This is a genomic window from Kitasatospora purpeofusca, assembly GCF_000718025.1.
Taxonomy (GTDB): domain Bacteria; phylum Actinomycetota; class Actinomycetes; order Streptomycetales; family Streptomycetaceae; genus Kitasatospora; species Kitasatospora purpeofusca.
Map to the genome: position 1 here is coordinate 1 of NZ_JODS01000040.1, position 23688 is coordinate 23688.

Annotated in this window: 12 protein-coding genes, 1 tRNA gene and 1 pseudogene; 13 read left to right on the plus strand and 1 reads right to left on the minus strand. The window is 75.3% G+C overall.

The window, feature by feature from the left end:
- Positions 1-2 precede the first annotated feature (2 nt).
- A tRNA-Met gene (locus IF01_RS0136330) sits at positions 3-76 on the minus strand.
- Positions 77-786: 710 nt separating this feature from the next.
- Here IF01_RS0136330 and IF01_RS0136335 point away from each other — a divergent pair.
- The 13 genes and pseudogenes from IF01_RS0136335 to IF01_RS0136395 all read left to right on the plus strand — a co-directional run bounded on the left by IF01_RS0136335 (position 787) and on the right by IF01_RS0136395 (position 23684).
- Positions 787-2430: an alkaline phosphatase D family protein gene (locus IF01_RS0136335; protein ID WP_030397904.1), complete on the plus strand. Its 1644-nt coding sequence runs from the start codon at positions 787-789 to the stop codon at positions 2428-2430.
- A 359-nt stretch (positions 2431-2789) separates the two neighbouring features.
- Positions 2790-4049, plus strand: coding sequence for a helix-turn-helix domain-containing protein (locus tag IF01_RS0136340; RefSeq protein WP_030397905.1), 1260 nt, complete (start codon positions 2790-2792; stop codon positions 4047-4049).
- Between the two features lie 226 nt (positions 4050-4275).
- Positions 4276-4737: pseudogene (locus IF01_RS42845) on the plus strand (cobalamin B12-binding domain-containing protein); the annotation flags it as partial.
- 110 nt (positions 4738-4847) lie between these two features.
- Positions 4848-6197 (plus strand): methylaspartate mutase, encoded by a 1350-nt coding sequence (locus IF01_RS0136350; RefSeq protein ID WP_051742129.1) that lies wholly within the window; start codon positions 4848-4850, stop codon positions 6195-6197.
- Positions 6194-7204: an asparagine synthetase A gene (locus IF01_RS0136355; RefSeq protein WP_030397908.1), complete on the plus strand. Its 1011-nt coding sequence runs from the start codon at positions 6194-6196 to the stop codon at positions 7202-7204. Before IF01_RS0136350 ends, IF01_RS0136355 begins: the two co-directional genes overlap by 4 nt.
- Positions 7205-7259: 55 nt before the next feature.
- Positions 7260-8525 (plus strand): glutamate synthase-related protein, encoded by a 1266-nt coding sequence (locus IF01_RS0136360; protein ID WP_030397909.1) that lies wholly within the window; start codon positions 7260-7262, stop codon positions 8523-8525.
- A gap of 232 nt (positions 8526-8757) precedes the next feature.
- Positions 8758-13530 carry a non-ribosomal peptide synthetase gene (locus tag IF01_RS0136365; RefSeq protein WP_244215733.1) on the plus strand — a complete coding sequence of 1591 codons (4773 nt, stop codon included), beginning with the start codon at positions 8758-8760 and terminating at the stop codon, positions 13528-13530.
- A 44-nt stretch (positions 13531-13574) separates the two neighbouring features.
- The gene (locus IF01_RS0136370) at positions 13575-18056 is read left to right on the plus strand and encodes a non-ribosomal peptide synthetase (RefSeq protein ID WP_244215734.1); all 4482 of its coding nucleotides are present in this window, start codon (positions 13575-13577) and stop codon (positions 18054-18056) included.
- Positions 18057-18161: 105 nt separating this feature from the next.
- Entirely contained in the window at positions 18162-20081 is a 1920-nt protein-coding gene (locus IF01_RS0136375; protein ID WP_279617289.1) for a non-ribosomal peptide synthetase, read from the plus strand.
- Positions 20078-21046: a thioesterase II family protein gene (locus IF01_RS0136380; protein ID WP_244215735.1), complete on the plus strand. Its 969-nt coding sequence runs from the start codon at positions 20078-20080 to the stop codon at positions 21044-21046. The genes IF01_RS0136375 and IF01_RS0136380 overlap by 4 nt, the downstream gene beginning before the upstream one ends.
- Positions 21040-22224, plus strand: a complete 1185-nt coding sequence (locus IF01_RS0136385) for a cytochrome P450 (RefSeq protein WP_030397914.1) — start codon at positions 21040-21042, stop codon at positions 22222-22224. The genes IF01_RS0136380 and IF01_RS0136385 overlap by 7 nt, the downstream gene beginning before the upstream one ends.
- A 240-nt stretch (positions 22225-22464) precedes the next feature.
- Positions 22465-22677 carry an MbtH family protein gene (locus IF01_RS0136390; RefSeq protein WP_030397915.1) on the plus strand — a complete coding sequence of 71 codons (213 nt, stop codon included), beginning with the start codon at positions 22465-22467 and terminating at the stop codon, positions 22675-22677.
- An 8-nt stretch (positions 22678-22685) separates the two neighbouring features.
- On the plus strand, positions 22686-23684 hold the full coding sequence (locus tag IF01_RS0136395; RefSeq protein WP_030397916.1) for a TauD/TfdA family dioxygenase: 999 nt from the start codon (positions 22686-22688) through the stop codon (positions 23682-23684).
- Positions 23685-23688: the final 4 nt, after the last annotated feature.

Genomic DNA, 23688 nt, shown 5'->3' on the forward strand with positions numbered 1-23688 from the left:
AGTAGCGGGGACAGGATTTGAACCTGCGACCTCTGGGTTATGAGCCCAGCGAGCTACCGAGCTGCTCCACCCCGCGTCGGTGAACACGACCTTACGCACCGGGCCGGTGGAAAGCGAATCGGCTGTTCCCGCACGGTCCGCCCCGGGAGGCGCCGGTCCTCCGCCGGCCCCTCCTGCGGCCGACCTTCCGGTGCCGGGACGGCAGACCGCTCCCCGGAGGGCGGCAGGCCGTGAACAACCCTTCCGGGCTCGGAGTATGACGGAGCGTCCGATCCCGTGAGCGGCGGGTTTGCGGGTGGGTGCGGTGTCGTGATTGGCTGCCGCCACCCACCCGCAGGCCCATCGGGGTGATCTCGCCCCGGGCTCCACCGTGAACGCCGTCGATCGGCACGGTGGCCGAGGACCTGCCGGTCGCCGTCCGGCGCCGGGCCGTGAGGCTCCGTCGACGGGCTTGCAACCCGCGCGCGGTGGAGGGACGGGCGGCGCTCGTCCATCTGCGTGCGGGCAGGACCGGCGGGCCGAGTGGGGCGGGCGGGTCCGCGCCGACCGCCCCGCTCGGTACGAATCCGGAGCGGACTCCACCGCGTGACTCCGGCAGGAATCTCCCGATTGTCCGATCCGGCCGCTGTGATCACGCGATGATCACCTGCCCGCCGATGCTCCGACGCCCGCCGTACCGCACGGGCCGGTCCAATTTCCCTCCGTACACAGCCGGTGTCCCGGCCGCAGTGACCGGCCGGTGCGCCCGGCCGGTCCGGCCCCCGCGTACGGAAGGCAGTCCAGCCCATGGCCCGCACAGACCAGCAGCCCTCGCCCGACCGGCGGTTGACCGAGGCCGCCGCCCGCCTCGGCCTCGGCCGCCGCCGCTTCCTGACGGTCGCCTCGGCGGCCGCCGCGCTCGCGTTCACCACCGAGTTGCCGAGCGCCCACGCCGCCGACAACGAGCTCGCGCCCCGCACCCTGACCGAGAACCCGTTCACCCTCGGCGTCGCCTCCGGTGACGCGCTCGGTGACGCGGTGGTGCTCTGGACCCGCCTCGCGCCCCGCCCGCTGGAGCCCGGCAGCGGCCTGCCGCCGGCCGGCGTGGTCGAGGTGGACTGGGAGATCGCCCGGGACGAGCGCTTCCGCAAGGTCGCCCGGCGCGGCACCGCCCGGGCCCACGCCGAGTTCGACTGGTCGGTGCACGTGGACGCCGACGGCCTCGACCACGACCGGGTGTACTGGTACCGCTTCCGGGTCGGCGCCTGGACCAGCCCGGTCGGCCGGACCCGGACCGCCCCGGCCCGCAACCGCCACGTCGACCGGGTCCGCCTCGGCCTGGTCTCCTGCCAGGCCTACGAGGACGGCTACTTCACCGCGTACAAGCACCTCGGGGAGGAGGACCTCGACGCCGTCTTCCACGTCGGCGACTACATCTACGAGTACGCGATCGACGCCGCGGGCGGCGACCGCAAGTACACCGACCGCACCCTGCCGTCGCTGTTCGCGCACGAGACCACCACCCTGGCGGACTACCGGCTGCGCTACTCCCTCTACAAGACCGACCCCGACCTCCAGGCCGCGCACGCCGCCTTCCCCTGGTACGTCACCTGGGACGACCACGAGGTGGAGAACAACTACGCGGCCGGCATCCCCGAGAAGGGCCAGTCCCCGGAGGCCTTCGTCGCCCGCCGCGCCGCCGCCACCCGCGCCTACTGGGAGAACATGCCGCTGCGGATGCCGCAGCCGAACGCCACCGAACTCAAGCTGTACCGCCGCCACCACTACGGCCGGCTGGCGCAGTTCGACATCCTCGACACCCGCCAGTACCGATCCGACCAGGCCAACGGCGACGGCTGGCAGTACCCCACCGCGGAGTCGGCGGACCCGCGCCGCACCCTGATGGGCGCCACCCAGGAGCGCTGGCTGCTGGACGGCTTCCGCAGCTCCCGCGCGGTGTGGAACGTGGTGCCGCAGCAGGTGGTGCTCTCCCGCCGCCAGAACACCACCGCCGAGGTCTCCAAGCTGTCCATGGACGCCTGGGACGGCTACCCGGCCGCCCGCGAACGGCTGCTGGCCGGGGTCGAGGACATCGGCGTCGAGAACCTCGTCGTCCTCACCGGGGACGTGCACGTCGCCTACGCGATGGACGTCAAGCGCGACTTCGACAACCCGGACTCGCGGACCGTCGGCGTGGAGATCGTCGGTACCTCGATCGCCAGCGACGGGGACGGCGAGGAGCACCCGGGCAACTGGGCCACCCTGACCGCCGCCAATCCGCACCTGAAGTTCTACGACGGGCGGCGCGGCTACACCGCGATCACCCTCGACGAGGAGCACGCCCGCGCCGACTACCGGGTGGTCTCGCACATCACCCGCCCCGGCGGCACGGTGTCCACCGCCGCCTCCTTCGTCAGCGAGGCGTACCACCCGGGGCTCCAGCGCGCCTGAGCCCGACCCCGGCCCCGACGCAGTCCCGCCCCGAGCCACCGGCCCGGTCGTACCGTTCCCCGATGCGGTACGCCCGGGCCGGTCCCGTTCCGCCACCCTTTCCCGCCCGTCCCGCCCGCCGCCGTCGATCCCGCTCCGCGCCTTCGGGCGTCCGGAGGGTTCGTGGACGATGCGGAGGTGTCGTGAATCTGCGGTGATCGGCCGTTGATCGGCCGTAGAGCCGGGCCGTGGACCATCGGCGCCAGGGGAAAGCCGGTCCGACGGTCACCACCGTCCGGCGCCGCCCTCGGGCCCGCCTGACGGGGGGCGCGGGCCCCTGGTCCCCGGTACTTGGCCAACCCACGGAAGGCGGACGGAGCATGGACGGCGGTCACACCCTGCAGTCGACGGCGGGCTTCGGCGAGCTGCTCAGGATCCGGCGCGAGCGCATCGGCCTGACCCAGCAGATCCTCGCCGACCACGCGACACTGAGCGTCCGGGCGATCCGGGACATGGAGAGCGGACGGGTCCAGCGCCCCCGGCAGGAGACGGTCCGGCTGCTCGCCGACGCGCTGCGGCTGGAGGGCCGCAGCCGCTCGGTGTTCGAGGCGGCCGCCCGCCGCCAGGCGCTCGCGGAGGAGCCGCGCGACGAGCCGACCGCGCCGCCGGTCGCCCGGGGCGCGATCGTCGGCCGCGAACCGGAGATCGACGTGCTCACCGAGGCCCTCGCCGTGCACGGCGACCGGCTGGTCACCGTGGCCGGACTCGGTGGGGTCGGCAAGACCCGGCTGGTGCTGGAGGTGGCCCGCCGGCTGCACCTGACCGCCCGCTGGTCGGTGCGCTGGATCGACTGGGCCCGCCAGCCCGGGATGGGCCCCGAGCGCCGGGCCGACCTGGTCGGGGCGATCGGCGCCCGCCCCACCCTGCTGGTCCTGGACGGTGCCGACGCCGGGGTGGAGACCGCCCTGCTGGACGAGCTGTTCCAGCGCTGCCCCGGCCTGAGCGTGCTGATCACCGCCCGGGTCGCCCAGCCGCTGCCCGGCGGGCAGGTGGTCCCGCTGGCTCCGCTGCCCACCCCCGGTCCCGAGCTCGACCACGACCCGGCCGCGCTGGCCGAGGTCGGCGCCGTCCGGCTGCTGCTGTCGCACCTGCGCCGGCTGCGCCCCGGGTACCGGCTGGAGCCGGAGGAGGCGCCCGCGGTGGCCGCGCTCTGCCGCCAGCTGGACGGCCTGCCCGGCGCCCTGGAGCTGGCGGCCGGCTGGTCGACGGTGCTCTCGCCGCGCCAGTTGGTGGCGCGGATGGCGGACGGGCCGTTCCACCTGGGGCCGCCGCCGGCCGGCTTCGGCGGTCGCGGCGGCGTGGGCGAGGCGCTGGACGCGGCGGTGGACCGGCTGACGCTGGGCCAGCGCGACCTGCTGCAGCGGCTGGCCGCCGAGCCGGGGGACTGGTCCGGGGAGGACGCCGTCGAGCTGAGCGGACGGCCGCCGCAGGAGTCGCTGGCCGCCGTGCACGAACTGCTGGCCAGCGGGCTGATCCGCAGCGTGCCGGCCCGGGACGGCGTCCGGTTCACCGTGCTCAACCTCTGCCGCCGGTTGTTCGGCGGCGCCGGGGCGTACCCGGTCCTGGCCGCGGCGGGCTGAGCCGCCGGACGACGGGGCGCACCAGGGGTCCTGCTGCGGTGACGCTTACCCGTGCCGGGTGCGGCGGGCCGAGCCGCCGGGTCCCGATACTGCCCGTCACTTGCCGGACGAGCTGCCGGTCCGCCGGTCCGATCCTGCCTAGCGTTCTGCTCAGGCCGGGCGAGCCGGTCGCCGGCGCCGCCGGGCCGGGACTCCCACCACCCACCGACTACAGAGGGTTTGCGCCGTGAACCAGTTGGAGCCGCAGCGCGGAAAGGCCGAACCGGCCGGTCTGGACGTCGTCGTGACGACGATGGCCTCGGACTCGCACACCTGGAACCTGGTCTTCCTCCAACTGCTGCTGGAGGAGCTGGGCCACCGGGTCACCAACCTGGGTGCCTGTGTGCCGGACGAGCTGCTGGTCTCCGAGTGCCGCCGGATCGAGCCCGACCTGATCGTGCTCAGCAGCGTCAACGGACACGGCTACCACGACGGCCTGCGGGTGATCCAGGCGCTGCGCGCCTGCCCCGAACTGGCCGCCACCCCGACCGTGATCGGCGGCAAGCTCGGCATCGCCGGCTCCGGCGAACCGGACCGGCAGCGGTCGCTGCTCGCGGCCGGGTACGACGGGGTGTTCGAGGAGGGGCGTTCGGTCGCCGACTTCCGCTCCTTCGTCGGCGCGCTGCCCCCCGCCGCCTCGCGGGCCCTGTCCGCGCCCGCCGACCGCGCGCTGCCCGCGGACCGCGCACTTCCTGCCGACCGGGCGCTGCCCACCGCCGCCAGAACCCTGCCCACCGCCTCCGCCTCCGGGGTGCTGCGATGACCGTCCCCGCCACCGCGCCTCGCGGTGACGCCCCCGCCACCCCCGGCTTCGGCGCCTTCGTCGCCCGCGCCCGGGCCGCCGGGACCCTGGTGGTCCAGCCCCGGATGGGCATGGCCGACCCGCTGCGGATGCGCGACGGCCTGCTCGCCACCCGCGGCGCCGCCGCCACCACCGTCGGCACCATCACCCTGGACAGCTACACCCGCACCGGGGACCTCGCCGCCGCCCGGAGCGCCCTCAACGAGGGCGTCGGCCTCAACGGCTACCCGATCGCCAGCCACCCGGTGGACGTCACCAGGGCGGTGCTGCGCGGGGTCTCGGACGCCCGCTTCCCGGTGCAGGTCCGGCACGGTTCGGCGATGCCCGAGCACATCATCAGGGCGCTGCTCGCGGTCGGCCTGGACGCCACCGAGGGCGGCCCGGTCTCCTACTGCCTGCCGTACAGCCGCACCCCGCTCAGCGAGGCGGTGGCCTGCTGGCGGCGCAGCTGCGAACTCCTCGCCTCGCTGCGGGAGTTCGGCGCCGAGCCGCATCTGGAGACCTTCGGCGGCTGTCTGATGGGGCAGCTCTGCCCGCCCAGCCTGCTGATCGCGGTCAGCGTGCTGGAGGCGCTGTTCTTCCGCCAGCACGGGCTGCGCAGCATCTCGCTCAGCTACGCCCAGCAGCCGGACCGGGTGCAGGACGAGGAGGCGCTCACGGTGCTCGGCCGGCTCGCCGACGAACTGCTGCCCGACGTCGACCGGCATCTCGTGCTCTACGCCTACATGGGCGTGTTCCCGCGCACCCCCGGCGGGGCCAGGCTGCTGCTGGAGGACGCGGCCCGGCTGGCGGTGCGCACCGGCGCGGCCCGGCTGATCGTGAAGACGACGGCCGAGGCGCACCGGATCCCGACCGTCGGCGAGAACGTGACGGCGCTGGAGACGGCCGCCGCCGCTGCCGCCGCGGAGCGCCTGCGCCCGCCGCTCACCGCCGTCCCGGACACCGGCATCGAGGCCGAGGCGCGGGCGCTGATCGGCGCCGTGCTGGAGCTGGACACCGACATCGGCCGGGCCCTGGTCCGCGCCTTCGCGGCCGGCTACCTGGACGTCCCCTACTGCCTGCACCCCGACAACGCGGGCCGGGCCCGCAGCTCGCTCGGGCCGGACGGCCGGCTGCACTGGTCGAACGTCGGCTCGATGCCCATTGCCGGCCTGTCCGGCGGCCCGCGCCCGCCGATCCTCGGCTCGGCCGACCTGCTCGGCGCGCTCTCCCACGTCCAGTGGAGCTACGACAGTCGCGCCGCCGAGACCCCGGACCTCGACCGAACACCCGCCGCACCACGAGAGTTGGGACACACCACGCCATGACCACCGACGGGCCCACCCCCGCGACCGGCGCCGCGACGCTTCCCGAGCCCGGCCGCCACCTGACCTCCCCGACCACCCGGGCCGCCCTGCGGATCCAGCACCAGCTGCTGTTCGCCGCCCGCGAGTTCCTGCGCGGCCGGGGCTTCACCGAGCTGCTGCCGCCGATCATCGGCCCGGTCACCGATCCCGGCTCGCGCGGATCCAAGCAGGTCGACATCGACTTCTACGGCCACCGCTACAAGCTGATGACCAGCGCGATCCTCTACAAGCAGGCCTCGCTGCTGGCCTTCGACAAGATCTTCTGCATCGCGCCGAACGTCCGGCTGGAGCCGTTGGAGACCGCCGGGACCAACCGCCACCTGGCCGAGTTCCACCAGCTGGACGTGGAGGTGGCGGGCGCCACCCGGGACGACGTGGTGCAGCTGGTGGAGGAGCTGGTGGCGCACATCGTCGGCAGCGCGGTCCGCGAGCTGCTCAAGGAGTTCGCCGAACTCGGCCGCGACACCGACGCGTTCGCCGAGCTGCTGAAGGGCTCCTTCGGCCGGATGCGGCACGCCGAGGCGGTGGCGGAGCTCCAGGGCCTCGGCCACCCGCAGAGCCCGGACGCCGAACTCGACTGGGCCGGTGAGGCACTGCTCTCCGCCCGGCGCGACCGGCCGTTCTTCGTCACCGACTACCCCAAGGGCTCGCGCGGCTTCTACGACCGGGAGAACCCCGAGGACCCGGGCCTGCTGCGGAACTTCGACCTGATCGCGGCCGAGGGCTTCGGCGAGCTGTGCAGCGGCAGCCAGCGCACCAACGACTACGCCGAGATCATCACCCGGATGCGGGAGACCGGCGAGAACCCGCAGAAGTACCGCTGGTACCTGGACCTGGTCCGCGAGGGCGTGCCCGCCAGTGCCGGCTTCGGCATCGGGGTGGAGCGGCTGACCCGCTACGTCGCCGGGCTGGACGCGGTCTGGCAGGCCAGCGCCTTCCCGAAGCTGGCGGGGGTGGTGTCGCCGTGAGCGGACGCAGCATTCGGGTCGGACGGGACACCACCGGACGGAACGGGGCGGGCGCATGAGCGACCTCTCGGCACCCGGCTTCCCGGAGGAGGAGGTCCGGCACCGGGCCCGGGTCGGCACGGCCGCCGCCTTCCCGCCGCCCGGCAGTTACGGGCAGGTGCTGCTCGGCGCCGAGCGCCCGCCGGCCGGACAGCCGGGCCCGGACGCCGGGGACGCGCTCGACGCGCTGCGGATCGTGCCGCCGGTGTTCGTGCCGCAGCGTCTCGCCCGGCTGATCGACCTGGGCCGCGAACCGGACTACCGGGACGTCGAACTCACCACCGGGATCGGCGGGTTCACGTCCGCGCTGCCGGTGTACGTGTCCGCGACCGGCTCCACCCGGGCGGCCGGCGGTGACCTCGGCCTGGCGCTGAGCCGGCAGGCGGGCGCGCTCGGCCTGCCGATGGTGATCGGCGAGAACGTCGTCCCGGTGAACGGCTACGGCCGGCTCGGCGAGGCCGCCGACCGGGCCCTGCTCGGCCGGCTGCGCGCCTACGCGGAGGAACTCCCGGACGGGCTGGGCGGGGTGGCCGTCCAGCAGTCCACCGAGGACGCCGACGCCGAGGTGTGGAACCTCGTGTACAGCGACCCGGCGGCCCTGCCGCTGCTCGAATCCGGGCGGCTCGCCTTCGAGTTGAAGGTCGGCCAGGGCGCCAAGCCGGGCCTCGGCGGGATGACCGTGCTGGACGCCGCGGACGCCGCCCGGCTCGGCGACCGCTACGGCATCGACCCGGTCTTCGGCGACGACAGCCGGGTGCTGCGCGCCAGTACACCCGGCACCTTCACGGCCGAGATCCTGCGCCAGCAGGTCCGGCTGATGCGCAACAACTTTCCCCGGGCCCGGATCTGGGTGAAGCTGCACCCCGGCCGGGACGTCGCCGAGGCCGCCCGGGTGGCCGCCGAGGCGGGGGCGGACGCCGTCACCGTGGACGGCGCGGAGGGCGGCACCGGCTGGGCGCCGGGTGTCTTCCCGGCCCAGGTCGGCCTGCCGCTGGCGGAGTGCCTGCGCCGGCTGGCCGCCGCCGGGCCGCCGCCCTGCCTGCTGGTCTCGGGGCGGATGTGGGAGGGCGGCCGGGCGGTCAAGAGCCTGGCGCTGGGCGCCCGCGCGGTCGGCCTGGGCCGGGCGGCCCTGCTCGCCGCCGCCGAGGACCCGGAGGACGGGCTGATCCGCTTCGCCGACTGCCTCGCCCTGGAGCTGCGGCTGCTGATCAGCGCGCTCGGCAAGTACACGCCGGCCGCGCTGGAACGCGCGGACGTGTGGTCCCCGGACTTTCCCGAGTAGTTCCGTCCCCCACCTCACTCCTTTCCCGCAGACAATCGCAGACCGTATTCCCGCGAGCCCGTCGCGGCGCCTCCGTGCGCCCCGGCGGGCCGTCTGCGTCTGCGGCAACACCCATGTGGAAAGCGGCAGTTGAAACTGCCGATGGTCTTCCGGAAATTCTGCCGATCGGCCCCGGAGGGCGGGCCTATCGTCGAGACCACTGCCCGCAGCATCGTTAATTCATCGGGGTTGGATGATGGAATCTCGCGGTTTCCCCTTCATATCCTTCGCGCGCCGGTTCCCGGACCGCCCGGCCGTCCGGCTCGGCGAGCGGACCGTCCGCTACCGGGAGCTGGACGAGCTGAGCGGTGCCCTCGCCGCCCGGATCGCCCCCGGCCGCACGGTCGCCGTCACCGGTCGCGACCGGCTCGACCACCTGGTCGGCCTGCTCGCCGCGCTCCGCGCCGGTGCCACCTACCTGCCGCTGGACCGGGAGGCCCCGGAGGAGCGCAACCGCTGGATCCGCGAGGACGCCGGCGCCACGCTCGCCCTCACGGACGGCGAGCTGACCGGAGAGCAGACCGGCGACCTGATCGGCGACCCGACCGGAGAGCCGGCGGGCGAGCCCACGGGCGCGTCGGTCGCCGAACTGCCGGACGAGCCGCCGGCCACCGCCGGCTACCTCATCTACACCTCCGGCACCACCGGCCGCCCCAAGGGCGTGCACGTGCCGCTCGCCGCCCTCACCGGCCACCTGGCCGCCGCCGTCGAGCGCTTCGGCCTCACCGCCGAGGACGTGGTGCTGCACCTCGCCCGCCCCACCGTCGACGTCGCCGTCGAGCAGGTGCTCACCGCCCTCTCGGCGGGTGCCTGCCTGGTGATCCCGGAGCAGCAACTGCTCGGCCCCGACGCCCTGCTGGACCTGCTGGACACCGAGGGCGTCACCGTCGCCAACCTGCCCGCCGGCTACTTCCAGGAGGTCGTACCGGCCGTGCGCGACCGCGGCCGTGACCGGGCGCCCCGCACCCTGCGGCTGATGATCTCCGGCAGCGACCGGCTGCACCCGGACGCCGCCGCCACCTGGTGGGACGCCACCGGGGTGCCGCTGCTCAACGCCTACGGCCCGACCGAGACCGTCGTCACCGCCACCACCCACCGGCTGGCCGGCCCCACCGAGCCGGGCACCGGGTCCGTCCCGATCGGCACCCCGCTCGGCGACCGCCGCGCCTACCTGCTGGACGACCGGCTGCGGCCCGTCACCGCCCCCGGCGAGGCCGGCGAGCTCTACCTCGGCGGCCCGCTGCTCGCCGCCGGCTACCACGGCCGCCCCGGCCAGAGCGCCGGCCGCTTCGTCGCCGACCCCTTCGCGCCCGAGCCGGGCGCCCGGATGTACCGCACCGGCGACGTCGTCCGGCGCGCGGCCCCGGACGCCCCGCTGGAGTTCGTCGGCCGCGCCGACCACCAGGTGAAGATCCGCGGCTTCCGGGTCGAGCCCGGCGAGATCGAACAGGTCCTGGCCGCCCACCCGGACGTGGCCGGCGCCGTGGTGGTCGCCCACGAGGGCCGGCTCGCCGCCTACGTCACCGGCGCCGCCCCGGACCAGGGTGTGCTCCGCGCCCACCTGGCCGAGCGGCTGCCCGAGCACATGGTCCCGGCCACCGTCACCGTGCTGGACGCCTTCCCGCTGACCGCCGGCGGCAAGGTCGACCGCGCCGCCCTGCCCGAGCCGCAGGCCGAGCAGCCCGCCGCCGCCCCCGCCGGGCGCCCGCTGCGCACCCCCGCCGAACAGCTGATCGCCGCCGTCTGGGCGGACGTCCTGGGGGTGCCCGAGGTCGGCGCCGAGGACAACTTCTTCCACCTCGGCGGCGATTCGCTCACCGCCGTGCGGGTGGTCGGCCGGGTCTTCGACGCCTTCGGCATGATCTCCCCGTACGCCATCTTCGACGCCCCGACCCTGGCCGGGTTCGCCGCCGCCGTCACCGCCTCCGCGGGCGGCGAGCGCCCGCCGCTGACCCGGGCCGGCGCCACCTCGGCGCCGCTGTCCAAGTACCAGCGAGGGCTGTGGTTCCTCGACCAGATGAACCCGGACGCGCCGACCTACATCGTGCCCTGGGTGTTCCGCTTCGCCGGCCCGATCGACCCCGAGCGGCTGCACGGGGCGCTGGCGGGCGTGGTGGCCCGGCACGAGGCGCTGCGCACCACCTTCGAGCTGACCGAGGACGGCCCCCGGCAGGTGGTCCACCCCGCCGTCGAGGTGCCGTTCACCGTCACCGACACCGAGGCCGGGCGGGTGGACGGGCTGGTCGCCGAGGCCGCGCTCGTCCCCTTCGACCTGGAGACCGGCCCGCTGCTGCGCGCCCACCTCTACCGCACCGGCGACACCGCCACCCTGCTGCTGCTCTGCCACCACATCGTCTGGGACGAGGGCTCGCTGCCCGTGCTGGAGGGCGAACTCGCCGCCCTGTACGAGGAGTCGGCCACCGGCCGCCCGGCCGCCCTGCCCGAGCTGGCGGTCCAGTACGCCGACCACAGCGCCTGGCAGTACCGGGACGCGGAGAGCGCCGAGCGCCAACTCGCCCACTGGCGCGAGCACCTGGCCGACGCCCCGACCGAGCCGGTGCTGCCCACCGACCACCCCCGGCCCGAGGTCCAGGAGTTCCGCGGCGACTTCCACCGCTTCGCGATGCCGCGCCCGGTCGCCGAGGCCGTCCGGGCGCTGGCCCGCAGCGAGGACGCCACCCCGTTCATGGTGCTGCTGGCCGCCCTGGCGCTGACCCTGCACCGCCGGACCGGACAGCGCGACCTCGTCCTCGGCTCCCCGGTCAGCGTCCGGGGGCGGGCCGAACTCGATGCCCTGGTCGGCTACTTCGTCAACCTGCTGCCGCTGCGGGTGCGGGTCGACGAGGACGTGGACTTCCGCGACCTGGTCCGGCACGTCCGCGAGGTGGCGATCGCCGGCTACCGCCACCAGGAGGCGCCGTTCGACGACATCGCGGCCACCGTCCTGGAGGACCGCCCGGACGACCGGGCCGAGAACCGCAACCCGCTCTGCCAGGTGCTGCTGGAGCTGCACCCGCTGGACTCCCGCCCGCTGACCGTCGGCGGCGTCGAGGTGACCCGGGAGCTGCACTCCAACCCGGTCTCCCGGTTCGACCTGTCGATCTCCGTCGACGACCGGGGCACCGACTTCACCGGCCGGTTCGAGTACGACTCCGACCTGTTCGACGCCGCCACCATGGCCGAGCTGTGCGACGCCTGGCTGGGCACCCTCGCCACCGTCGTGGAGACGCCCGTGCACGCCCTGGTCGAGGCCCGGGCGGCGGCCGCCCCGCAGGCCCTCGCCGTGGTCTCCGGCGAGCAGCGGCTCACCTACGGCGAGCTGAACACCCGGGCCAACCGGCTCGCCCACCACCTGGCCGAGTCCGGCACCGGCCGCGGCGACACCGTCGCCGTGCTGGTCGAACGCGGCCCGGACCTGGTGGTGGCGCTGCTGGCCGCGCTCAAGACCGGCGCCGCCTACACCCTGCTCGACCCGGACTTCCCGGCCGAGCGGCTGGCCGGGGCGGTCGCCGACAGCGGCGCCGCACTGCTGGTCACCCACCGGCACGCGAGCCCGCCGTTCCCGGTCGGACGCCACCTCGACCTGGACGCGCAGGCCGCCGCGATCGCCGCCCGCCCCGGCCACGACCTGGGCGTGCCGGTCACCGGCGAGGACCTCGCCTGCGTGATGTTCACCTCCGGCTCCACCGGCCGTCCCAAGGGCGTTGCCGTGCCGCACCGCGCGCTCACCACCACCTACCTCGGCCAGGACTACGCCCGCTTCGGCCCCGACGAGGTCTGGCTGCAGTGCTCCCCGGTCTCCTGGGACGCCTTCGCCCTGGAGCTGTACGGCGCGCTGGCCTTCGGCGGGGTGTGCGTGCTCCAGCCCGGCCAGCGGCCCGACCCGCAGGCGATCGCCGAGCTCACCCGGCGCCACGGCGTCACCCAGCTCCAGCTGTCGGCCAGCCTGTTCAACTTCCTGCTGGAGGAGTTCCCGGCGACCTACGACGACCTCAAGGTGGCCTTCACGGCCGGTGAGCGCGCCTCGGTCACCCATGTCGGCAAGGCGCTCGACCAGTATCCGGGGCTGGTGGTCGCCAACGGCTACGGCCCGGTGGAGAGCCTCGGCCTGACCACCTGCCACCGCGCCACCGCCGAGGACGCCGCCGGCGCGGCGATCCCGATCGGCCGCCCGCTGCACGGCAAGGCGATCCACATCCTGGACGAGCGGCTGGAACCCGTCCCCGACGGCACCACCGGCGAGCTGTACGCGGCCGGCGGCGGCCTCGCCCACGGCTACCTCGGCCGCCCCGCGCTGACCGCCGAACGCTTCGTCGCCGCCCCCTTCGGCGCCCCCGGCGAACGCCTCTACCGCACCGGCGACCTCGGCCACCGGCGGCCGGACGGGCTGCTGGAGATCACCGGCCGGATCGACGACCAGGTGAAGATCCGCGGCTTCCGGGTCGAGCCCGGCGAGATCGAGGACGCGCTGACCCGCCACCCCGCCGTCCGGGAAGCCGCCGTGACCGTGCACCAGCCCGCCCCGGGCGACCACCGGCTCGCCGCCTACGTCACCCTCGACGCCGGGGCCGGCCCGGCCGGACCGGAGGCGCTGCTCGACCACCTGGCGGCGCTGCTGCCCGAGCACATGGTGCCCGCCACCGTCGACGTGCTGGACGCGCTGCCGCTCAACCCCAACGGCAAGGTCGACCGCAAGGCGCTGCCCGCACCCGCCGAGCGCCGCGCCGAGGCCCCGGCCGACCCGCTCACCCCCGGCCAGCGGCTGGTGGCCGACGCCGTGCGGGCCGTGCTGGAACTGCCGGGCGACCTCGGCCCGGACGACAACTTCTTCCGGATCGGCGGCAATTCGCTGGCCGCCGTGCGGGTCGCCATGCGGCTCTCGCAGGAGACCGGCACCAAGGTCCCGCCGCACGTGGTGTTCCGCGGCCGCACCGTGGGCGCCATCGCCGAACGGCTGGCCTCGTGATGACGGGCCACCCCGACACCGCTCGCACCGAAGGGAACGAGGCCGTGCGCCCGTCCGACACCCCAGCCGCCATTGCAGAAGCGCTCCGGACCGCGCCCGCCTCCGGCCTCCAGCGCGGACTCTGGTTCCTCGACCGCCTCGACCCCGGCGCCGTCACCTACACCACCCCCTGGACGTACGAGGTCACCGGCCCGCTCGACCTCGACCTGCTGGCCCGGGCCCTGGACGCCGTCACCGCCCGGCACGAGGCGCTGCGCACCACCTTCGCCCTGCACCCCGACGGCCCCCGCCAGCACGTCCACCCCGGGCTCGCCGTGCCGCTCGCCGTCACCGACCTGCGCACCCTGCCGGAGGAAGAACGCCACGCCCGCGCCGAGGAGTTGATCGCCGCTCGGGCCGCCGAACCGTTCGACCTCGCGGCCGGCCCGCTGCTGCGCGCCGAGGCGCTCCGGCTCGCCGACGAGCGCACCACGCTGCTGTTCGTCGTCCACCACATCATCTGGGACGGCTGGTCCGCCGACCTCTTCGAGCGTGAACTCACCGACCACTACCGGGCGTTCCTCGAAGGCCGGACCCCGGACGTGCCCGCCCTCGGCACCCAGTACGCCGACTGGGCCGAGGAGGAGCGGGACACCTCCTACGAGGAGCACCTGGCGTACTGGAAGGACCGCCTGGACGGCGCCCCGACCCTGCTCGACCTGCCCGGCGACCGCCCCCGGCCGGCCGAGCGCGGGGAACGCGGCGGCACCGAGCACTTCGGCCTCGCCCCCGGCAGCGCCGCCCGGGTCCGGGAGCTCGCCGAACAGGAGGGCGTCACCCCCTTCACCGTCCAGCTGGCCGCCTTCGCCCTGCTGCTGAACCGCTGGACCGGCGCCGACGACCTGCTCGTCGGCACCCCGGTCACCACCCGCAACCGGCCCGAACTCGCCGACCTGCTCGGCTACTTCGTCAACCTGCTGCCACTGCGGATCCGGCTCGCCCCGGACGCGAGCTTCCGCGGCCTGCTGGCCGACATCCAGGACGGCGCCTTCGACGCCTTCGGCTACCTCGACCTGCCCTTCGACCAGCTGGTCGACCACCTCGGCACCGCCCGCACCCCGCAGCACCCGCCGCTGGTCCAGGTGGTGTTCGGCGCCCACAGCGAGGACAGCACCCCGCTCGCCCTCGGCCCGGCCGCCGCCCGGCGCACCGTCCGCGCCAACGGCACCAGCAAGTTCGACCTCACCTGGTCGGTCTTCGAACCCGTCGGCGACGGCGGCGGCGAAATGCGCGGCGAGGCCGAGTACAACGGCGACCTCTTCGACCCCGGCACGATCCAGCGGCTGGCCGCCGACTACGCGGCCCTGCTGGACGCCGCCCTCGCCGACCCGGACGCCACCGTGCTGCGGCTCACCGCCGCCCCCGCCGCCGGGGCCCGGCCCCGCGCCGCCCGCCTCGACGACGGCCACTGCCTGCACCACCTGTTCGAACGGGCCGCCGACGCGTACGGCGACCGCCCGGCCGTCGACGACGGGCAGGAACGCCTCGACTACGCCGAACTCGACCGCCGCGCCAACCGGCTGGCGCACACCCTGATCGAGCGCGGCGTCCGCCCCGGCGACCGGGTCGGCCTGCTGCTGGAACGCACCGCCGCCGTGCCGGTCGCGATCCTCGCCGTGCTCAAGGCCGGCGCCGCCTACGTGCCGGTCGACCTGGTCGCCCCCGCCGACCGGGCCGCCCTGGTCTTCGGCGACACCGCCGTCCGGGCCGTCCTCACCGACCGCCCCGACCGCGCCCCCGACGGCCCCTGGCAGACCCTCGACCTCACCGCCGGCAGCGCCGGAGCCGCCGAGGTCGCCGCCCGCCCCGACAGCCGCCCGCCCGCGGTCGGCCGCCCCGGCGACCTCGCCTACCTGATCTTCACCTCCGGCTCCACCGGCCGCCCCAAGGGCGTCGCCGTCGCCCACGAGCACGTCAGCCGCCTGCTGGACTCCGGCCGCGAGCACTTCGGCTTCGGCCCCGACACCACCTGGACGCTGTTCCACAGCTACGCCTTCGACTGGACCGTCTGGGAGCTCTGGGGCGCACTGCTGCACGGCGCCCGGCTGCTCGTCGTGCCCTACCTGACCAGCCGCTCGCCCGAGGAGTTCGCCGAACTCCTCGACACCGAGCGGGTCACCCACCTGTGCCTCACCCCGTCCGCGCTGCGCCAGCTCGAACCGGCCCTGCGCCGCCGCCCCCGCGCCCTCCCGGAGCTGCGCTGGATCATGCTCGGCGGCGAGGCGCTCGACCCCGGCGTGGTCCAGCGCTGGCACGACCTCGACCCGCTGCCGCCCGCCCGGCTGTGCAACCTGTACGGCATCACCGAGACCACCGTGCACGTCACGATCCACGACGTGGCCGAGGGCGGCGCCGGCTTCGAGCGCAGCCTGATCGGCGAGCCGATGCGGCACCTGACCGCCGCCGTCCTGGACGACTGGCTGCGTCCCTGCCCGCCCGGGGTGCCCGGCGAGCTGTACATCGGCGGCGGCAGCCTCGCCCACGGCTACTGGGGGCGCCCCGGACTCACCGCCGGACGCTTCGTCGCCGACCCGGCCGGACCGCCCGGCGCCCGCCTCTACCGCACCGGCGACGTCGCCCGGCGGCTGCCGGACGGCGGCCTCGAATACGTCGGCCGCGCCGACTTCCAGGTCAAACTGCGCGGCTTCCGGATCGAGCTCGGCGAGATCGAGAACGCCCTCGCCGTCCACCCCGACGTCGACGCCTGCGTGGTGACCGTCCACGAGGACCGGCTCGCCGCCTACGTCACCGGCCGCGCCCCGGCGGACGTCCACGAGTTCCTCGGCCGCTCCCTGCCCGCCTACATGGTCCCGGCCAGCGTCACCGAGCTGGAGGCGCTGCCGCTGACCGTCAACGGCAAGGTCGACCGGGCCGCGCTGCCCGCCCCCGGCCGCGCCGCGCCCACCCGGGCCGGCCGACACGTCGAGGCCCGCAGCCCGGAGGAGGAGCTGTTCGCCGCCGTCTGGACCGAGGTGCTCGGGGTCCCCGGGATCGGCGTCCACGACGACTTCTTCCACCTCGGCGGCGACTCCATCCGGGCCGTCCAGCTCGCCGGCGCCCTGCACGACCGGGGCTGGCAGGTCTCGCTGCGGGACGTCTTCAACGCGCCCACCGTCGCCGCCCTGCTTCCGCTCGCCCGGCCCGTCGAGGCCGACCCCGGCGCCGACCTGCCGTTCGCGCTGATCGACGAGGAGGACCGCGCCGAGCTGCCGCCCGGGATCGTCGACGCCTACCCCATGGTGTCGATGCAGCTGTCCATGGTCTTCCACATGGAGGTCGCCGGCGGCACCGACAGCTACCACAACGTCAACTCCTACCGGATCAGCGGAGACCTCGACGAGACCGCGTTCCGCCGCTCGGTCAACGAGGCGATGGCCCGCCACGCCGTGCTGCGCACCGGCCTCGACCTGTCCGGCTACGGCGAACCGCTCCAGCTGGTGCACGGCACCCTGCCCGCCCCGGTCGAGTTCGCCGACCTGCGCGACCGGCCCGAGGCGGAGCAGGACCCGGAGGTCCGCGCCGTCTTCGAGGACCACCGCGACCGGCCGTTCGACCTCGCCGAACCGCCGCTGTTCCGGATCACCGTGCAGCGGCTCGCCGACCGGGCGTTCCAGCTCACCATCTCCGAGCACCACGCGATCCTGGACGGCTGGAGCTTCACCTCCCTGCTCACCGAGATCCTCGAACGGCACACCGCGCTCACCGCCGACCCGGTCTCCGCCCCCGCCCCGCCGCCGCGCACCGCCTTCCGCGACTTCGTGGCCGTCGAACGCGCCGCCACCACCGACCGGGACTCGCTCGCCTACTGGCACCAGCGGCTCGACGGCGCCACCGCCCAGCTCTGGCCCGGCAGCGAGGACGTCCACGAGCTGCCGCGCACCGTCGAACGGGTGCTGCCGGACGCGCCGGGCCAGCTGCGCGCCGTCGCCGACGCGCTCTCCGTCCCGGTCAAGTCCGTCGCGCTCGCCGCCCACCTGTACGCCCTCGCCCGGATCACCGGGCGGCAGCGGGTCACCACCGGGCTGGCGATGAACGGCCGGCTCGAACGCCTCGGCGGCACCGAGGTCTACGGGCTGTTCCTCAACACCGTGCCGCTGGTCGCCGAACCGGGCGAGGACCTCGCGGCGCTGGTGCGGCACGTGCACCGTGAGGAGCTGGACATGATGCCGCACCGCCGGGTGCCGTTCGCCCGGCTGGCCCGGATGATGGCCGACACCGCGCTCGACAGCCAGTTCGGCTACCTGCGCTTCCACGCCCTGGGGCGGCTCAGCGCGGCCCGGATCGAGGACGGCCGGATCGGCAGCGAACCCACCTACCGGCACGAGCCCAACAGCTTCACCTTCGGCGCCTCGCTGATCCAGGACCCGGCCTCGCAGCGGGTGCTGCTCGCGGTGGACCACCAGCGGGCGCTGGTGGACGACGCCACGGCGGAGGAGTTCATCGACACCTACGCCGGGGCCCTGGCCCGCCTGGCCGGGGAGGTCTGACCGGCCCGCGGCAGAGGGGTGGCGCCGGTGCCCGACCGCGGGCAGCTGTCCGGGCCCGGCCCCACCCCTCCCTGCCCCCCGCCCCGCCGTTCCCGCGGCACCCCTATGACTTCGCACCACCGCTCGACCCGCACCGCTGTCCCGTCCGACCTCATCGAGATCGAGGAGTACCCCGCCATGACCACCTTCGCCGAGCCGGCCGCCACCGTCCCCGCCGCTCCCGCTTCCAGCGCCCCCGCCGACCTGCTGGCCCGCCTGCGCGCCGCCGTCGCCGCCCACCCGGCGCGGACCGCCGTGCACGCCGCCGACGGCAGCCTCGACTTCGCCGCCCTGGACCGCCGCACCGCCGCCCTCGCCGCCGCCCTCCGGGCCCGGGGCGTGCGCCGCGGCGACAAGGTCGGCGTCCACCTCGCCCGCACCCTGGACCTGCCGGTCGCGCTGCTCGCCGTCTGGCGGGCCGGCGCCGCGTACGTCCCGCTGGACCCGGCCTACCCGGCCGAGCGGATCTCCTTCATGGCCGCCGACGCCGGCCTCGCCGCCGTGGTCAGCGCCGAGGCGGCCCCGCCCGTCCCGGCCGGCGTCCCGGTGCTCCGCCCCGACGCGGCGTCCGAGGCCACGGCGGCCGACGCCGACGATTTCGTCCCGGACCCGCTGGACTCCGCCTACGTCATCTACACCTCCGGTTCCACCGGCCGCCCCAAGGGCGTCGAGGTGCCGCACGGCGCCGTCGCCGACCTCGCGGCCGGCCTGGAGCAGGTCGGCGCCTACCGGCCCGAGCCGTCCGTCGTCGCCTGGAACGCCAGCGTCTCCTTCGACGCCTCCGTCCAGCAGTGGATCCGGATCTGCCGCGGCGACACCCTGGTGGTCGTCGACGACGCCCGGCGCGCCGACCCGGCCCGGCTGGCCGCGCTGCTCGCCGAGCACGCCGTCACCGACCTGGACCTGACGCCCTCGCACTGGCAGCTGCTCCGCGAGCAGCTGACCGGCGCCGCCGTGCCGCGCCTGTTCATGGGCGGCGAGCCCGTCCCCGAGCGCACCTGGCGCGAACTCGCGGACGGCGGCATCGACGCCTTCAACCTGTACGGGCCGACCGAGTGCACGGTCGACGCGATCACCGCCCCGATCACCGGCCCCGGCCCGCACCTGGGCGAGCCGCTGGCAGGCGTGCGGGTGCACCTGCTGGACGAGCGGCTGCGGCCGGTCACCGGCGCCGGCGAGGTCGGCGAGCTGTACCTCGCCGGGCCCGGTCTCGCGCACGGCTACGCCGGACAGCCGGGGCTGACCGCCGGCCGCTTCGTCGCCGACCCGTTCGCGACCGCGCCCGGCGCCCGGATGTACCGCACCGGCGACCAGGCCCGCCGCTCCGCCGAGGGCCTGCTGGAGTACGTCGGCCGGGTCGACCGCCAGGTCAAGCTGCGCGGCTTCCGGATCGAGCTCGGCGAGGTCGAGCACGCGCTGGCGGCGCTGGACGGCGTCACGGCCGCCGCGGTGACCGTGCACGAGCCCGCCCCCGGCGACACCCGCCTCGCCGCCTACGTCACCGGCCCGGCCGTGGCCCCCGGTTCCACCGCTCCCGCCTCCACCGCTCCGGCCGAGCTGCTGGCCGAGCTGCGCCGCACCCTGCCCGCACACCTGGTCCCGGCCACGGTGACCGTGCTGGAGGCGATGCCGCTCACCCCGAACGGCAAGGTCGACCACCGGGCGCTGCCCGTCCCGGTCGCCGAGGCGGCGCCGGAGGCGGTCGGCGGGGGAGTGGCGGAGCAGGTCGCCGAGGTGTGGCGGACCGTGCTCGGCGTCCCCGAGGTGCTGCCCGCCGACGACTTCCTCTCGCTCGGCGGCCACTCGCTCGCCGCGCTGCGGGTCGTCCACCTGCTGCGCCGCAAGCTGAACGTCGAGCTCCAGCTGCGGCACCTGCTGGACGCCGCCGACCTCGCGGCCTTCACCGAGGCCGTGCAGCGCGCCGCCGCGGCCGGACCGGCCGCCGCCCGCCCGGCCCTCACCGCCCGCCGGCCGGCCGTCCGATGAGCCCGACGACCCCCACGACGCCTGCGACCCCCGGCCCCACCGCCCGCCCGCCGCTGGTCGCCCGCCAGCGCCCGGCCGCCGCGCCGCTGCCCGCCACCCCGGCCGTCCGTCGCGCCCCGGCCACCACCCCGGTGGCGGCCCCGGTCCCCGCCACCCGCCCGCGGATCCAGGGCGACTGGTTCCTGCTCCCCGCGCCCCGGCCCGAGGCCGCCGTCCGGCTGTTCTGCTTCCCGCACGCCGGCGGCGACGCCACCGCCTTCACCCCGCTGGCCCGGGCCCTCGCCCCCGCCGCCGAGGTGTGGGCGCTGCGCCCGCCGGCCCGCGGCGGCCGCAGCCGCGACCCGATGCCCGCCGACTTCGCCGCGCTGACGGCCGAGGTCGCCCGGGAGATCGCCCCGCACCTCGCGCCCGGCCGCCGGGCCGCCTTCTACGGGCAGAGCTTCGGCGCCCTGCTCGCCTACGAGGTGGCCCGGGCCCTGCCCGCCGACCGCCGCCCCGAACTCGTGGTGGTGGCCGGCGCGCCCAGCCCGGCCGAGTGGACCGAGCGGGAGTCCAAGGACCTCGACGCGGCCGAACTCCTGCGCCTCACCGGCCTGGAGGAGCTGGTCAGCGCCGATCCCGAGCTGGTGGAACTCGCCCTCGGCGGCATCCGCACCGACCTCGCGGTCAGCGCCACCTACCGCCACCAGCCGCACCCGCCGCTGACCTCCGCGCTGTACGCGCTGGCCGGCGCCGACGACCCGATGCTCGCCACCACCGACCTCTCCGGCTGGGCCGCCCACACCCGGGGCGCCTTCGACCAGCTGGTCCTGCCCGGCGGGCACCTGCTCGCCACCGTCGACCGGCCCGGCCCGGTCGACCTCCTGACCTCCCTGCTTTCCGGCCGCGCGGCGGCCGCCCCCACGTCCAGCACCGCCACCGCCACCGCCCGTGCCACCGCCACCGAGGAGCAGCCGTCATGGTGACCACCACTTCCGTCGATCTCACCGACCCCGCCCTGTGGGCGGACCCGGAGACCCCGGCCCTGGTCGCCGAGCTGCGCCGCGAGGCGCCCGTCCACCGCACCGACAGCCTGGACGACGGCCCGATCTGGTCGGTGATGACCTACAAGGAGTCGGCGGACGTGCTGCGCAACGCGGCCGTGTTCAGCTCCGAGTCCGGCTCGCTGCTGGGCGCCGGCGTCGGCAACGTCCCGGTCGGCTCGGGCCGGATGATGGCGCTCACCGACCCGCCCAAGCACCGCGAACTGCGGGCGCCCGCCAACCCGTTCTTCGCCAAGAACGGCGTGCGCGGCGCCTCTCGCTCCATCGCCGAGCGGGCCGGCGAGCTGTTCGACCGGGCCGTGGAGCAGGGCGAGGCCGATCTCGTCGACGTGGTCTCCGCACTGCCGCTGGCCGTCATGTGCGACCTGCTGGACGTCCCGGAGAAGGACCGCGACATGATGGTCCGGGTCTGCGACGTGGCCTTCCTGGGCGCCACCCCGGAGGAACGCCGCGCCGGCCACCAGCAGTTGATCCCCTACCTGATGCACCAGGTGATGCTGCGGCGCACCGACCCCAAGGACGACCTCATCTCGATGATGGCGACCTACAAGGTCAACGGGAAGCTGATGCCGGTCGAGGACGTCGTGCTCAACCTGGACAACATCGTCGTCGGCGGCGTCCAGACGGTCCGCCACACCGCGGCGATGGGTCTGCACACCCTGGTCAACCGGCCGGACCTGTGGCGGGCGCTGCAGCGCGGCGAGGTGGACATGGACTCCGCCGTGGACGAGCTGCTGCGCTGGACCTCGGTCGGGCTGCACACCCTGCGGACCGCCACCCGTGACATCGAGTTGGCCGGGCGGCAGATCCGGCGCGGCGACCGGGTCGCGGTCTGGGTGTGGTCGGCGAACCGGGACCCGGAGGCCTTCGAGGCGCCGGAGGAGATCCGGCTCGACCGCTCGCCCAACAAGCACCTGGCGCTGGGCCTGGGCGCCCACTACTGCATCGGCGCGCCGCTGGCGAAGACCGAGCTGAGCGCGCTGTTCTCGGCGGCGCTGGAGAAGGCGGCGACGATCGAACCGGCCGGTCCGGTCGAGTACAACCGCTCGATCATCAACTTCGGCCTGGACCGCTTCCCGGTCCGGCTGACCCCGCGCTGAGCCCGCGCCGGCACCGCGCGCCGGAACCCCGCGCCCACCCCTCCGACCACCCCCGCTCCCACCCTGTCCCACCCGTCGCCCCACCCCCCGTTCCCACCCCGTGCGCCCGAGGCCCGCGCAGGAGGACGGCAGTCCCGGAACTGCCGCTCACCTGCCGGGCCTTGTGCCGCTTCCGGACCCGGCCCGCACCTACCTTCGAATCACACCGCACCGCGCCACCACCTCACCGAGGAGAGCACCGTGAGCAACCCGTTCGAGAACGACAACGCCGGCTACCTGGTCCTGGTCAACGACGAGAACCAGCACTCGCTGTGGCCGGTCTGGATCGACGTGCCGGCGGGCTGGACCACCGTCCACGGCGAGGCGCCCCGCCAGGAGTGCCTGGAGTGGATCGAGACCAACTGGACCGACATCCGCCCGGCCTCGCTGGTCGCCGGCCTCGGGAACCGGTGAGCGCCGCCATGCTGAACTGGGAGCTGAACCCCGGTCGTCCGGCCCTGCTCCACGTCCCGGCCGCCGCCGACCTCGCCGAGGGCTGCGCCTGGCTCCGTGAGCACGAGGACGAGCTGACCGCCGCGCTGCACGAGCACGGCACGATCTTCCTGCGCGGCCTGCCGGTCGCGGCCACCGAGGACGTCGCCGCCGTCCGGGACGTGCTGATCCCCGAGCCCACCCCGTACCGGGAGAAGGCCACCCCGCGCAGCGACTTCGGCAACGGCGTGTTCTCGTCCACCGACCTGGCCGCCGCGCTGCCGATCCGGATGCACAACGAGAACAGCTACACCCTGACCTTCCCCGGCCGGCTGCTGTTCGCCTGCCTGATCGCCCCGGAGGAGGGCGGCGCCACCCCGACCGCGGACGTCCGCAAGGTCCTCGCCGCGCTGCCGCCGCACCTGGCCGAGCGCGGCCGGACCACCGGCTGGACGCTCGGCCGCAGCTACTCGGAGTACGTCTCGCTGCCGTGGCGGACCGCCTTCGGCACCGAGGAGCCCGCCGAGGTCGAGAAGTACTGCCGGGAGAACGGCATCACCTGGGAGTGGCTGGAGGACGGCACCCTGCGCACCGACCAGCTGCGGCCGGCCACCATCCGCCACCCGCACACCGGCGAGGAGGTCTGGTTCAACCACCTGGCCTTCTGGAACGAGTGGTCGCTGGACCCGGACATCCGGGAGGCCATGGTCGAGGAGTTCGGTCCGGACGGCCTGCCGTTCAACACCGGCTTCGGTGACCGCGAGCCGGTCACCCGCGAGGACGTCGAGGCGCTGAACGCCGCCTACGAGGCCGCCACCGTCCGGGAGACCTGGCAGGTCGGCGACGTGATGCTGGTCGACAACGTGCTGTGCTCGCACGGCCGCGACCCGTACCGCGGCGACCGGAAGATCGCCGTCGCGATGGGCCGCCCGGTCGACGTCCTCGACTGCGAGCCGTCCGTCCTCCCGACCACCGCCGTCCCCGCGTGACGGC

What these genes read in the sequence shown, in the direction of transcription:
- IF01_RS0136365 (WP_244215733.1), top strand. Translation starts at nt 8,758, where the DNA reads ATGATGGAATCTCGCGGTTTCCCCTTCATATCCTTCGCGCGCCGGTTC.
- IF01_RS0136360 (WP_030397909.1), top strand. Translation starts at nt 7,260, where the DNA reads ATGAGCGACCTCTCGGCACCCGGCTTCCCGGAGGAGGAGGTCCGGCAC.
- IF01_RS0136350 (WP_051742129.1), top strand. Translation starts at nt 4,848, where the DNA reads ATGACCGTCCCCGCCACCGCGCCTCGCGGTGACGCCCCCGCCACCCCC.
- IF01_RS0136380 (WP_244215735.1), top strand. Translation starts at nt 20,078, where the DNA reads ATGAGCCCGACGACCCCCACGACGCCTGCGACCCCCGGCCCCACCGCC.
- IF01_RS0136375 (WP_279617289.1), top strand. Translation starts at nt 18,162, where the DNA reads ATGACTTCGCACCACCGCTCGACCCGCACCGCTGTCCCGTCCGACCTC.
- IF01_RS0136340 (WP_030397905.1), top strand. Translation starts at nt 2,790, where the DNA reads ATGGACGGCGGTCACACCCTGCAGTCGACGGCGGGCTTCGGCGAGCTG.
- IF01_RS0136355 (WP_030397908.1), top strand. Translation starts at nt 6,194, where the DNA reads ATGACCACCGACGGGCCCACCCCCGCGACCGGCGCCGCGACGCTTCCC.
- IF01_RS0136335 (WP_030397904.1), top strand. Translation starts at nt 787, where the DNA reads ATGGCCCGCACAGACCAGCAGCCCTCGCCCGACCGGCGGTTGACCGAG.
- IF01_RS0136385 (WP_030397914.1), top strand. Translation starts at nt 21,040, where the DNA reads ATGGTGACCACCACTTCCGTCGATCTCACCGACCCCGCCCTGTGGGCG.
- IF01_RS0136395 (WP_030397916.1), top strand. Translation starts at nt 22,686, where the DNA reads ATGCTGAACTGGGAGCTGAACCCCGGTCGTCCGGCCCTGCTCCACGTC.